5 protein-coding genes are annotated in these 14107 nt (G+C 70.7%); 2 read left to right on the top strand and 3 right to left on the bottom strand.

Annotated elements, in window-relative coordinates; genetic code table 11:
• Positions 1 to 20: 20 nt before the first annotated feature.
• Positions 21 to 1106 (bottom strand): IS110 family transposase, encoded by a 1086-nt coding sequence (locus ADK65_RS17610; RefSeq protein WP_234352905.1) that lies wholly within the window; start codon positions 1104 to 1106, stop codon positions 21 to 23.
• Positions 1107 to 2206: 1100 nt separating this feature from the next.
• Between ADK65_RS17610 and ADK65_RS17605 the strand changes: the two genes are divergently transcribed.
• Positions 2207 to 3397: an SDR family oxidoreductase gene (locus ADK65_RS17605; protein WP_234352904.1), complete on the top strand. Its 1191-nt coding sequence runs from the start codon at positions 2207 to 2209 to the stop codon at positions 3395 to 3397.
• An 86-nt stretch (positions 3398 to 3483) separates the two neighbouring features.
• Positions 3484 to 10893, top strand: a complete 7410-nt coding sequence (locus ADK65_RS17600) for a type I polyketide synthase (protein WP_234352903.1) — start codon at positions 3484 to 3486, stop codon at positions 10891 to 10893.
• A 189-nt stretch (positions 10894 to 11082) separates the two neighbouring features.
• Here ADK65_RS17600 and ADK65_RS38580 read toward each other — a convergent pair whose 3' ends face one another.
• Together ADK65_RS38580 and ADK65_RS17590 are read right to left on the bottom strand one after the other, a co-directional pair.
• Positions 11083 to 11556: a hypothetical protein gene (locus ADK65_RS38580; RefSeq protein WP_159038798.1), complete on the bottom strand. Its 474-nt coding sequence runs from the start codon at positions 11554 to 11556 to the stop codon at positions 11083 to 11085.
• Positions 11557 to 11621: 65 nt separating this feature from the next.
• Positions 11622 to 13949 carry an MMPL family transporter gene (locus tag ADK65_RS17590; RefSeq protein ID WP_159038797.1) on the bottom strand — a complete coding sequence of 776 codons (2328 nt, stop codon included), beginning with the start codon at positions 13947 to 13949 and terminating at the stop codon, positions 11622 to 11624.
• Positions 13950 to 14107 lie beyond the last annotated feature (158 nt).

Genomic DNA, 14107 nt, shown 5'->3' with positions numbered 1-14107 from the left:
CACGTATCACGACGCCCCTATCACAGGGGGACGCTGGATACCGTCCTGACCAGGTTGAAGACCTCTCGGGCGGCATATCGCTTGAGACATCGGATGATCTCGCGTCGGGTCTTGCCCTCGTGGGTGCGGCGTTCGAAGTACGCCTGCGTGCGCGGGTCGTGGCGCAGGCGGGTGAACACGATGCGGTGGAGGGCTGCGTTCGCCTGGCGGTCGCCGCCGTAGTTGAGCCGACGCGTCCTGCGACGGCCGGAGGAGTACTCGATGGGACTGACTCCGCAAAGGGCAGCAAAGGACGCCTCGGTGTTCAGCCGCTCGGGATTGTCTCCCATGGTGATCAGCAAGGTGGCGGCGCTGTCCGGGCCGATGCCCACCGGTTCGAGCAGCTGTGGGGCGTGGTGTTCGACGAGTTGGGTCAGGCGTTGGTTCAGCTCGTTGACCTGCGCGGTGAGCTGTTCGATGCGCTCGGCGAGCATGCGCAGCGTCATGTGGGTGGCCTGGGTCACCGCTTCCTCGTCTCCCCCACTGCCGAGGCGTGCGCAGGTGCGGAACAGCTCGCGGTTGCCCAGGCTGGACAGCTGTTCCCGAAGTGTGGGGTCGGCGATGACCAGGACGGCTTTGAGCTGGTTGATCGCCTGGGTACGGGCCTTGACCGCGGAGTCCTTGGCGAGCTTGAAGATCCGGGCGCTGTGCACCGGTCCGTCGCCGGACTTGGCCCGGGCCCGGGCGCGGCCACTGAGCACAGCTCGAGCGGCGGCCTGAGCGTCGAGCGGGTCCGACTTCCCGAGCAGTCGGCGGGCTGACCGGTCGGGCCGATTCACTTCGAAGACCTGAACCTGCTGGGCCAGCAGATAGCGGGACAGGCCCGCGCCGAACGTGCCGGTACCCTCTACCCCCGCTCGACGCACCGTCCCCCGCTTACGGGCCCACACAAGCATCTGCCGGTAGCCGGCCGCCGTCGCCGGGAAGGACTCGGTTCCCAGAACCTTCCCCAGCGGGGAGATCACGGCGGCGACATGCACCTCGCCGTGCGTGTCCACGCCCAGGACGATCTCGCGCCGAACGGGCGGATCCGTGCTCGATGAGGTGCTGCGCTGTCGAGTCGTCACGATGGTTCGCCTCCCACATGCTGACGTGCTGGCTAGGGTGAATGGCACCGGCCTGCTGGGGCGGTCTGAACCGTGATGGCGCCTGAACTCGGCAAGGCCCCTATTGGGACACGCCCTGTGGCTCGGTGGCAGGCAGCATCCCGCAACGGCAGTCGACAGGTCCGTGACTGGACACTTCGGTCATAGATCTCACGAGTCAGACCTCCGCCCGGGACGGCACTACGCAACCGTGCCATCGATCCCGGCGCACCGGTACGTCCGACCACAACCGGATGGCTTTTCGCCCGAACCAATGCCCAACCTGGTCGAAGCAGGCTGATGATGAGTTGACTCCCGGCCCACTCGTGACCGGCCGTGGCGGACAGCCGTCCGGCCCGCCCTACGGTCGCCTTTCATCGAGCATCGCTCGGAGCATCGAACGAGCGTCACGGTCCGGCCTGCCCGCACTCCCACGGGCCGCGCTGAAAGGAAGCCTCCGCTGGACCGGTGATGTGTTCGCTCACTGGGACGCGGGCCGCCTGGTGCCATCGGCATGGGTGCGGGCCTCATCGAGGAGCTGACGGAGTCCGGCGAGGGTTGGCGCGGCGGCGGTGGCGAGGAGCGCAACGTCGTCGGCGAGGGGCGACAGCACGCAGTGCCCTCGTAGTGGGTCGCCGAGGAGCAGGGGTGCCGGTGGCGGGTCGAGGTCGGGGGTGACGAGGAGGAGTTGGCCTGTCGCGCGGTGGCGGCCCAGTACGGCGGGTCCGTCCCATGCGGGGGGCCCGCGGGCCGTAGACGGTCTGCTGGTCCAGGGTTGTACGGTCGGCGCGAAGCACGGTCAGCCGTGTGGCCACGTGGCCCGGGGATTCGGCGGAGCGTCCGAGGAGCTGTTCTTCGCGCAGGAGCAGGTGGGACGTCTTGCACCGGGTGCTCGGGTACGACCTGACCTTCATGGAACCCATAGCCGCGCGCAGCATCGACGGCCTCACCGAACGTCTCTCCCGCGCCCTGCACCCGGCATCCTGAACAGACAAGGCACCGCACACGGCCGAACGCTGAAGCTGTAACTCACGTGAACGGAGACAGATAGCAATGCGATGCCAATTCGACAGTATTTTTGGATGATTACTCTGCGTTTTGATCTTTCTTACGCATTCGTCCATGCTGACGCCGTGACCGTTTTGATTACGGGTGCCACCGGGTTCGTAGGTTCGCGTATCGCCCATGCCCTGCTGACGACGCGGGACCAGCGTGTGATCGCGTTGGGCCGGGGTGACCTTGTCGCCCTGCGGCGACGGGTCGTGGCGGCGGTCAGCGTGCACGGCGATATGGGCGCCGATGCGCTGCGGCGGCTGCAATGCGTCACGGGTGATGTGACGCTGCCGTGGTTGGGGTTGTCGCCCGGGATGCACACACGGCTGGCGGATCAGGTCGATGCCGTATGGCACTGTGCGGGCGACATCGCGCTGGCGGGTGAGCGGGACCGGCTCTTTCGGGTGAATGCCCACGGTACGGCCCAGGTGCTCGCCTTCGTCGACCGGACCCGGCCAGGCTGCCGCCTGGTGCACGTGAGCACGATGGCGGTTGCCGGGGACCGGCCCGCCGGTGTGGTGCGCGAAGACGACCTCACCGACGCTCATGGATTCGTGACGCATTACGACGCCTCCAAGTACGAGGCGGAGCAACTGGTCCACGGTTGGAGTGCTGGTCATGGCCGTCCGGCGGTGGTGCTGCGGCCCGGCGTCGTCGCCAGCGACCGACCGCTGCCGGAGACTGCGGCCGGGCACCCTCTGGCGCTGCTGGGGCGCATGATCGAGGCCGTTGCCAGCGGCGGGGCCCCCGGTATCCCGGCCCTTGCCGAACGTTCCTCCGGTGCACAAGTCCGGCTGAGGCTGGAGGCGTCTTCCTCCGCAACGTTCAACATCGTGCCGAGCGGCTACGCGACGGAAGCGATGGTCCGCATCGGACAGGACACACCTCATGAGCGTGCTGCGGTGCACACCTACCACATCGTGCATCACACGCCCACACGGCTGGCAGACCTGCTCAGCGCTTTCGAGGACCACTACCCCGGTCTTCGGCTGGAGTGTGCGGAGCGCTTTGATGACGCCACACCGGCCGAGCAGTACATCGCCACGCATCTCACCGGGTTCCTCAGCTACTGCCGTCTTCAACACACCTTCGACCGCACCCGTACCCTGACCGCCACCCCCGGCCTTCCCGAGCCCGCCCCACTCGGGGCACCGTTCCTCAAGCGGGCGCTCGGGTTCGAAACCCGCTCGGTCGGCAGCCCGGCCATGAGTGCCTCCTGACCCACCGCACTCGCACCGGCTCTGGAGGCTTGCTCCACACGTAAGCGCTCCGACTCGCCACCTCTCCGTCTCTGCTTGGAGCACCGTTGTCTCTGCGTACGTCCATGCTGCCCGAGGACGCCATTGCCGTAGTGGGTTCCGCCTGTCGGCTGCCCGGCGGGATTCATCATCTGGACGACCTGTGGGCCGCCCTGGCAACCGGCGCCGACCTGGTGACCGAGGTACCCCCGGACCGCTTCCCGGTCGCGGACTTCGTCGACTCCAGCCGCCGTCCGGGCCAGTCGTACACCGCGGCGGGTGGATTCCTCGACGACGTGTCCGGATTCGACACCTCCTTTTTCACCGGCATCTCGCCGAGGGAAGCGGCCCAGATGGACCCGCAGCAGCGGTTGCTGCTGGAGATGACTGTGGAAGCACTGGACGACGCCGGTGCCGTTGCCGCAGCACTGGAAGGCTCGGACACGGCGGTGTTCATCGGCTGCTCGAGCCGTGATTACGGCGAACTGCAGTCGGCCTCACCGGAGTCGGGGAACGCCTACACCATGTCGGGGATGGCGGGAGCCATCGTCGCGAACCGGTTGTCGCACTACTTCGACTGGCACGGGCAGAGCGTGACGGTCGACACCGCCTGTTCCTCCGCCCTGACCGCCGTGCACCAGGCATGCGAACACCTGCGGGGCGGGCACGCTCGCGTCGCCGTCGCGGGCGGTGTCACCGTCCTCCTCAACCCTCATATCTTCTCCGGCTTCTGCAACGCCTCCATGCTGTCGCCGACGGGCCGTTGCCGCCCCTTCTCCGCACAGGCCGATGGCTTCACCCGCGCGGAAGGCGGCGGACTGGTCCTGCTCAAGCGGCTGGCCGACGCCCGCGCCGACGGCGACCGCGTCCACGCGGTGATCGTTTCCAGCGGCGTGAATAACGACGGCCGTACTCCCGGCCTGGCGCTCCCCAGCAGCGCCGCGCAGGAGGCGCTGCTGCGCCAGGTGTACGAGAGGGCCGGGCTGGTGCCCGACGACGTCGCCTACCTGGAGGCACACGGTACCGGCACCCCGGCGGGGGACCCCCTGGAGGTCGAGGCGATCGGCCGGGCTCTGGGCGTCGGCCGCAACCGGGGCCCCCTTCCGATCGGGTCGGTGAAGAGCAACCTCGGTCATTCGGAAGCGGCCGCCGGCATGTCGGGGCTGTTCAAGGCCCTGCTGGTCCTCAAGCACCGCCGGATTCCACCGACCCTGCACGCCGGACGACTCAACCCCGCCATCCCCTTCGACGAGCTGAACGTGCGGCCGGTCACGCGGCTGGAACAGCTCGACGGGCCCGGCGCGGTCGTGGCCGGGGTGAACTCGTTCGGTTTTGGCGGCGCCAATGCCCACCTCGTCGTGGCCGTCTGTCCCTCCGACGATGTCGGGCCGAAGCCCAGGCCACGCGCAGTGCCGGTGGTGGTGTCCGCCCGGACGCCGGCCGCACTCGCGCAGGCGAGCCAGCGGATGGCGGAGCACCTCCAGTTCGCTGACGATGACCTCTACGACGTCGCCTACACCTCGACGCAGCGCCGCACCCGCCATGAGCACACCGCCTGCGTCTGGGCCGAGAATGCGTCACAGGCGGCCGAGGCCCTGCTGCAACTCGCGGGAGGCGAGCAGCCCGAAGCGGCCGCCGACGCCGTACGAGCCGCCCCCGGCCGGGTGGCGTTTGTCTTCGACGGCAACGGGTCGCAGTGGGCCGGCATGGGTGCCGACCTGCTGGACGAGCCGGTCTTCGCCTCCGCCATCGACGAGGTCGACGCGTGCCTGCGGCCTCATCTGAGCTGGTCGGTGCGTCAACGGCTCGCGGCCGGTTCACCGGATCTGGCGCACACCGAAATCGCTCAGCCATTGCTGTTCGCCGTGCAGGTGGGGCTCGTCCGGCTTTTGTCGGCACGGGGCATCGAGCCGGACGCGGTCGTCGGCCACAGCATCGGGGAGATCGCCGCGGCGTACGTCGCCGGCTGTCTCGATCTGGAGCAGGCGTGCCGTGTCGTGGCGGTGCGCAGCCGGGCGCAGGCGGCGACGGCCGGCAGTGGCCGTATGGCCGCGGTCGGCCTGAGCCGCGAGGAAGCCACCAAGGAGCTGGCGGCCTTCCACGGACGCCTTGAGATCGCCGGGGTCAACAGTCCCGGTGACGTCACCATCGCAGGAGACGCCGGCACGCTGGCGGAACTGGGCCGGCAGCTCACGGCTCGCGATGTGTTCTTCCGCGTCCTGGACCTCGACTACGCCTTCCACTCACGGCACATGGAGCCCGTGCGCGAGGAAGTCGCGGACCACCTGCGCACTCTGCGCCCGCGCCAGGGCCGCTTGATGTTCGCCTCCACGGTGACGGGCAGGCTGCTGACGGGGCAACGGCTCGACGCGGACTACTGGTGGCAGAACGTGCGGGAACCCGTGCTGTTCTCCGACGCCGTACGAGCGCTGGCCGGCGAGAACTGCACCCACTTCGTCGAAGTCGGCCCCCACCCCGTCCTGTCCACCTACCTGAAACGGCTGCTGCCCGGCCACGCCGGTGCACACACCACACTGCGCCGCGACACCCACGGCCCCACCGCACTGCGCCGCGCCACCGCCGCAATCATCGCCGCCGGAGCCCCCACCAGCGCACAGTGCTTCCCCCGGGCCGGCAAGGTCGTGTCCCTGCCCGGGTACCCGTGGCAGCGCGAGCGGCACTGGAGCGGAACGCCCGACTGGTGGGTCACCGTCCCCCAGGACAAAACCCTGGTGCATCCCCTGCTGGGCCGCCGGGCGGCTGTCGCAGAGCCCACCTGGCACCAGCAGCTCACCCGCACCCGGCTGCCCTGGCTGGCCGACCACCAGGTCGGGACGAACGTCGTCATGCCGGCGACCGCCTACCTGGAGGCCGCGCTGGCGGCGGGCCGCGCCGGACTGGGCACACGGTGTGAGGTCACCGACCTCGATGTGCTCAGGCCCATGACGCTGCCGCGCTCCGACGACCCGGCCTCGATGTCGATCCAGACGTCGCTGTCCGTCGAGGACGGCATCGTGCTCATCGCTTCCCGCACCGATGCCGCCGCGCAGTGGACACCGCACGCCCGAGGCCGCGTCCGCCGTCTCACCGTCCCCGCTCCGGCGCCGCTCGGTCACCGAGGCGACGGCACAGTGGTCGAGGCCGCCGTGCACTACGAGCACGCCGCCCGGGCGGGCCTGTCGTACGGCCCGGCGTTCCAGGTCCTGACCGGCCTGAACGTGTCCGACACGGAGGCCACCGCGACCTACCGCCTGCCCGCGCTGCCCACATCGGACGGCGCCGGCTTCGAGGCGCACCCGGTGATCTGCGACGGCGCGCTCCAAGCAGCCGCCCCGCTCCTCGCCCAGGTCGCCGGCGGCCGCATGTTCCTGCCCACCGCGATCGGGTCCGCCCGCGTTTGGCGGCGTCCCCCGGCAGACGGCCTGATCCACGTGACACTGCGCCACCTCACCGGGGTGGACGCCGTCGTCGATGTGACCGTGACCCAAGAGGACGGCACCATCGCCGTCCAACTGTCGGGCTGCCGCCTGCACGTCGTTTCCACCCGGGACGAGGTGCAGGAACTGGCGACCGTGCTGCGGTACGCGCCCCGCTCGGGCCGGTCCCAGGTCACGACTCCCGCGCCTTTGCCCGACCCGGCGCGCACAGTGGCCGCCACGGCCCCTGCTCGGGCCGCCTTCGAGGAGGAGCAGGCCGACGACTACCGCCGCTTCGCACCCATGGTGAAGACCACGGCCGGGCACTACGCAGCCGCCGCCTTCGGCGCTCTCCTACCGGGGAAGGACCACTTCCGGCTGCGCGACCTGCTGGAAGCGGGACTGCGACCGCACTACGTCCCCTACGCGCGCCTGCTGGCCGGGCTCGCGACCCGGGCCGGCCTCCTGGAGCACCTGCCCGCCCAGGCCACCGGAGAGGACAGCTGGCACCTCACCGGAGCGGAACCCGCCCCGGAAGCACACCTGCGACAGTGCGCGGAGCGCTTCCCCCAGTGGATCACCGCCATCGCCCTGTACTCCCGCTGCGGCACCCATCTGACCGACATCCTCACCGGCCGCACCGACGCCCGCGACGTGCTGTTCAACGAGGCCGACCGCCACCTGGTGGAAGCCTTCTACGCCGACACCCCGCAGATGCGCGCTCACAGCCATTACGCCCGCCTCGTCCTGGAGGAAGCGCTGCGCACCTGGCCGGCCGACCGTCCCCTGCGCACCCTGGAGGTCGGCGCCGGCACCGGCGGCCTGACCACAGCGCTACTCCCCGTGCTCCCCCGGCACCTGACCCGTTACACCTTCACCGACATCACGGCGGCCTTCTTCCCCCGCGCGCAAGCCCGGTTCGCTGACTACGACTTCCTGGACTTCCGCACGCTCGACCTCAACAGCGACTTGGCCGAACAAGGCTTCCAGCCCGGCTCCTTCGACCTGATCGTGGCCGCGAACGTGCTGCACGCCACCACGGACCTGCGCGCGACCTGCACACGCCTCGCCCAGTTGCTCGACACCGGCGGACAGCTGCTGGCAGTGGAGAGCCACGACGAGGAGATCCTCGGCCCCTGCTTCGGACTCCTGCCCGAGTACTGGTCCTTCACCGACGAGCAGCTACGCACCAGTCCCCTGCTACCACGAGCCGCGTGGGGACCTCTGCTCTCCGAGTGCGGTGTCGACGACGTCGTCGACACCGGAAGCGGCCACACCGAAACCGCGGAGGACTACTGCCTGCTCCTCGCCCGCAGGCGCACCTCACCGGCGGCCCACGCGCACAACGAACCACCGGTCACCGACGCGCCGGCTCTCCGGACCGGCGAGCCCTGGACGATCGTCACCGACGCCGCCGGCAGGCCCCTGGGCACCGCCTTGACCACGGCCCTCACAGCCGCCGGAGCCGATGCCACCCTCGCCTCCGTGCCCGGCACAACGGACAGGTGGCCCGAATCGCTCACCGACCAGGCGTCGCCACGCATCGTGCTGCTCCTCGGCCCCGACCAACAGCAAGACGACGCCGACGTCATCACCAAGGCCGCTGGTGCCGTGAAAGCCGCGGCAGCCACGGTCGCCGCAGCGGGCCAGGCCGACCCCGAGCTGTGGCTGGTCACCCCGCCGACCGGTCTGCACCCCGTTCCCGCAGACACCGGCGCCAGCCCATGGGCCGCGGCGGTATGGGGCATCGGCCGGGTTATCGCCAACGAGCACCCCACCGTGACCGTACGCCGTATCAGCCTCTCCCCTTGCCGCGATCACACATCCGACGCCGCACGACTCCTCGCCGAACTCCTCGAACCGGGTGAGGACGACGAAGTGGTACTGGAGGCCCAAGGGCGCTTCACCCCTCGCGTGCGAGTCCTGCCTACCGCCACCCGTCAGGCAGGTCCCCACGACGCCTACCGGCTGAAGCTGAGCCGTCCCGGGCGGGGCCACCAGCTGACCTGGGCGCCGCACGCGGCGGAACGCCCCGGCGCGGGCGAGGTGGTCGTGGGCGTCAAGGCCGCCGCACTCAACTACCGCGACGTGATGCTCGCCGAAGGCATGCTGCCACCCGGCGCCGAGCCGGCCACTCCCACCGGACCACTCCTCGGCCTGGAGTGCGCCGGCGTCATCACCGCCGTCGGACCGGACGTCACCGACTGGTCGGTGGGCGACCGCGTGTTCGCCTTCGCCCACGGCGCCTTCGCCTCCCACGTGCGCGTACGCACCCAACAGGCCGGCCGGATCCCCGACCACATGACCTTCGAGCAGGCGGCGACCCTGCCCGCCGTCCACCTCACCGTCCAGCACAGCCTGGAAACGCTCGCCCGTCTGCGGGCCGGTGACACGGTGCTGGTGCACGGCGGCGCCGGGGGCATCGGTCTGGCCGCCCTGATGTACGCCCGCAACGTCGGCGCCCGCGTGATCGCCACCGCGGGCACCCCGGCCAAGCGTGACCTGCTGCATGCCCTGGGCGCCGACGCGGTCTGCAACTCCCGCGACCTCTCCTTCGGCCACCGGGTGCGTGAACTGACCAACGGTCAGGGCGTCGACGTCGTCCTGAACTCCCTAGCTGGCGAAGCCATCGCGCGCAGCCTCGAATGCCTGAAGCCCGGCGGCCGGTTCATCGAGCTGGGCAAGCGCGACATCTACGCCAACTCCCCGCTGCTCCTGCGCCCCTTCCGGGACAACCTGGCCTACTTCGGCGTCGACATCACCCGGCTCATCGCGGACGCCCCCGCACAGGCCGCGGCCGCCTTTCGCACGCTCACAGACCGCGTCACCGACGGCACCTACCGGCCCCTGCCCCACCAGAGCTACCCGGCATCCCGCATCCGTGACGCTTTCAGCGCACTGCGCCACTCCCGCCATCTGGGCAAGGTCGTGGTCTCCTTCACCGACAGCCTGCCCATCGCCGTAGAAGACCCGCGTCCGGTGCCGCACCTCGACGCCGACGCGACCTACCTGGTGACCGGCGGGCTGAGCGGGCTGGGCGCGACGACCGCCCGCCATCTGGTCACCCGGGGCGCCCGCCACCTGGCCCTCGTCTCCCGCCGCGGCGCCAAGGCTCCGGAAGCCGCGGGCCTGCTCGCCGACCTCGAACGCGCCGGCGTGACCACCCAGGTGCACGCGGCGGACATCACCGAGCGCGAGGCCGTCCGGGCGGTCATCACGGAAGCGGACCGGCGCGGCCGTCCGGTGCGCGGCATCGTGCACGCCGCCATGCACCTGGACGACGCCCCGCTGACCGACCTCACCGCCAAGCGTTTCGCCGCCGTCCTGGCGCCCAAGGTGCGCGGCTCCGAGGTCCTTCACGCGCTCACCGAGGACCGTGACCTCGACTTCTTCGTCACCTACTCCTCCGTCGCCGCTCTGGTCGGCAACCAGCACCAGGCGCCCTACGCGGCCGCCAACCTGTACATGGAAGCGCTGATGCGCTCACGGCGCGACCGGGGCCGGCCGGGTCTCTCACTGGCCTGGGGCGGCATCTCCGAGACCGGATACGTCGCGCGGACGAACATGACCGAGACCATCACCCGTTCCGGCATCGGGCTGATCACTCCGGCCATGGCCCTGACCGCACTCGACCGGCATCTGAGCCGTTCCGAGGGTCATGCAGCCGTCGGCGTCATGGACTGGGAACGCCTCACGCACCTGCTCCCGGCGCTCACCGTGCCCAGGTTCTCCGCTCAACTGGGCCACCAGGGCAGCCGGGTACAACGTGCCCAAGCCCATGACCTGCGCCAGCGTCTCAAGGCCGCCGAAGGTGACCAGGCTCGCCTCGAACTGATCACCGGGACACTCGTCGAAGCCACCGCGCACATCCTGCAAACCACCCCGGACCGCGTGGACCCTTCCGCCAACCTGGTCGACCTCGGGCTGGACTCGCTGATGGGCGCCGAGCTGAAAGTGGCCCTGGAGCAGACCTTCGGTTGCGAACTGTCCCTCATGGAGCTGATGGCCGCAGCGACCATCGACGGCATCGCTCACCGCATCCATCGCGTCATGCACAAGTAGCGGCACCGTCGGCTCAGGCCCTGGACCGCAGCACTCGCGCCCCGCTACGACGTCTGCACGGAGTAGTGCCGGGTCGCGGGTGCTGCACCAGAGGCGGACGGACGCCTCTGCGGTCAGAGGCCGCCGCGCTTGGCAGGGAAGGCGGTCAGCCTGCCCACGACGGTGTCCGGGTCGTATGTCCTCACCAGATCAACGGGCTCGACGAGTTCGTAGAGATCGCCCCGGGGCGGGAACATCGACCAGGAGGAACGTCCCAACAGTCACCAGGGCGAGCTGGGGATCAAGGCAGGTCATTGCCGTCAGGACGGCCAGGACGCCGAAGGCGGCCGCCGGGACGTGCACCAGACCGCTCTCCAGCGCCGCCCGGACGTCGGCGAGGGGCAGACGCAGCGTGTGGTGGGCGACCCGCGCCCGTAGGCCCCGCGCGACGCCCTCCCCCGCGCGGGCCTGCATCCAGGCGCAGCCGGCCTGAGCGGCGGACGCCGCCAGCGTCAGACAGGTCAGGGCGGTGAGGGCGCCGGCGACCGGTTCGCGTCGGACGAGTGCGGTCACCACCGCGCTGATCGTCCACGGCAGGGCGAGGAGGCTGCCACCGACCGGCTTCAGGCCGCTGGTGGGTGGTGTCCGGTGACCGCCCGGAGCGCAAGGCCCCTTGCTACTCAAGGCCATTGATGACACCGGGCGGCGTCTCGCCGCCCCGAACCGTTCCGCACGTCACGAGGCGCGGTTCACTCGACTGCCCGCCTCCTCACCCGTTCGTGTGGCCGTTCCGAATCCTCACTGTCCGGCGCTCTGTCACCGTCGCGGTGGGAGAACGGGCTGGCCGGAGCGCGCCGGCGAGTGGCGGGGGTCCACCAGTTCGCCCGGCCAGCCAGCTGCATCACCGCCGGGACGAGGACACCCCGGACGACGGTGGCGTCGAGGATGACGATGGCGGCCATGGTCGCGCCGAGAACCACCAGCAGACGCACCTGGGACGCCATCAGCGCGCCCATGCTGACGGCCACCACCAGCGCCGCGGCGGTGAACAGCCGACCGGTGTGTTCGATGCCGAACACGATGGAAGCCGTGTTCCGGCGCGTACGCCGCCACTCCTCCACCATGCGGGAGACGAGGAACACCTCGTAGTCCACGCAGAGTCCGAACGCCAGGGCGGCGGCCAGCAACGGCATGGTGATCTCCAGGGCGGCCTCACCACCGCCCGCGGGCGGCCCCAGGAGCTGCCACCGCTGGAAAAGCAGCACCATCAGCCCCAGCGCCGCGCCGATGCTCAGTCCCCCCAGGGCGGCGGCCTTCAGCGCGATCAGCAGACTCCTGGTGAAGGCGAGCAGCATGATGAACACCCCGCCGAGTGTCAGGGCCGCCCACCAGCCGCACGCGGCGGTCACCGCCCGCCTGGTGTCGGCGAGATGGACGGCGGTTCCGGCGACCTGTGCCGGGCCCGGCGCCGGCGTGCCGCGGACGGCGTCGACCAGCCTCGCGGTCGCACGGGACTGCACGGGTTCCGCCGCGAACGCCACCACCAGTGTTCCGCGCTTCGCGGACGCCGTGGTGTGCCGGGCTTCGGCGAGCCTCCCGCCGGTGTAGTCCCCCGCGGCGGTGCTCACCCGCGTCGTGCCGGGGAGCGTCGAGAGGTGCCGTGCGTAGGCGTCCAGACCGGCCGCCTCGGCCACCGGGTCCGTGCGGGGCAGCACCACCGTCAGTTGTCGGTCGGGCGGGTAGGGGAAGTCGCGGCGGACAGCCTCTGCGGCGGCTCGCGCCTCGGCTTGGGGCGGGAGGATGGTCTCGTCCATCAGAGCCGGCCGAAGTCCGAGGACCGGCGTCGCCAGTCCCAGGAGCAGCGCGGAACCGGCCAGGGCCCACAGCACGGGCCGCCTGGTGACGGTGACGGCGACCTGCCGCCAGGCCGGGCTGACCGATGCCCCGGTGACGGACCGGAGCCGGCGCCAGCGCCGGGGCGCGATGAGCCCGTCGATGCGCTCGCCCAGTACGGCCACCAGTGCGGGCAGCAGGAACACGGTGCCTACCGCGCAGAACGCGACGACGATCAGCGAAGCGATCGCGAGCGACCGGATGAGCCCCAACGGGAACACCAGCAGCGCCGCCATGCACCACGCCATGGTGAGGGCGCAGCAGACCACCGCCCGTCCGGTGGTAGACATCGCTCGCCCGACCGCCTCCTCCGCGGCCAGTCCACGCGCGCGCTCCTCTCGGTAGCGGGAGAGCGTGAACAGGGCGTAGTCGACGGCCAGACCGAAGCCGAGGGCGCAACTGAGGTTGACCGCGAAGACCGTCACCGGCGTCAGCCGGGTCACGACCGACAGCACGGCCAGGGCTCCGGACGCCGCGGCCGCCCCGATCACCACGGGCACGAGCGTGGCACCGAGAGAGCCGAAGGCCAGCACCAGCACCAGGAGAACCACGGGCAGGTTGAACAGCTCCGAGTGCAACAGATCGCGTTGCGCCTGCTCGGTGGCGGTGACGTTCACCCAGGCCGGGCCGCTCACGGACAGCCTCAACCCCGGAGCGGCGGCCCGCAGGACCGGCACCAGGCTGCGGGCCGTGCGGGCGGCATCAGAGTCGCTGCCCTTGAGGTCGATGCGCAGCAACGCGCCACGCCCGTCCGCGGTGCGCAACGGGCCCAACCCGGTGCTCCAGTACGACAGCGCGACCTCGACTCCCGGTGCGTGTGCGGCCAGTTCGGTCACCCGGCGGCCCTGCTCCGCCACACCGGGCGAGTCGACCGACCGGCCGGGCCGGGCGTACAAGACGAGATCGGGAGTGCTCGCGGCGAACGGTCGCGCGGCGTCCTCGGCCCGCCAGGCGGCCGTACCTTCCGCGTTGTAGCCCCCGTTGGACCACCGGCCGCCCATGCTCACGCCCAGCACGGCGCACAGCGCAAGCAGGCAGGCCGCAGAACCGAGTACCCACCAGCAACGGCGGAACGACCACCGTGCCACTGCGTCGAGCAGGCCGGCCGCTCGCCCGACGGCGGCACGAGCCCTCGGGACCACGGTCTCCTGGGGAACGGCAACTCCCGCCGACTTGTCGGGCATCAGGCACGCTGTCCCTTCGGGTGGCCAGTACATGACGGGGGCTGTCTCCTGCACCCCGGGGCGTCTGCCCAACGCCCGGCCGAGGTGACGGACACGGTTCCTCACCCGTGCGTGTGCCGGTGACATGACACTCTGCGCCGCTCCCTGAAGACGGGGCG

Source organism: Streptomyces sp. NRRL B-1140, assembly GCF_001280065.1.
GTDB lineage: Bacteria > Actinomycetota > Actinomycetes > Streptomycetales > Streptomycetaceae > Streptomyces.
Note: the sequence above shows the minus strand (reverse complement) of the source record. Positions and strands in the feature narration are given on the sequence as shown.

Bases quoted from the DNA above. Each gene is read 5' to 3' on its own strand.
- ADK65_RS17590 (WP_159038797.1), bottom strand. From the start codon at position 13,949: ATGCCCGACAAGTCGGCGGGAGTTGCCGTTCCCCAGGAGACCGTGGTC.
- ADK65_RS17605 (WP_234352904.1), top strand. From the start codon at position 2,207: ATGATTACTCTGCGTTTTGATCTTTCTTACGCATTCGTCCATGCTGAC.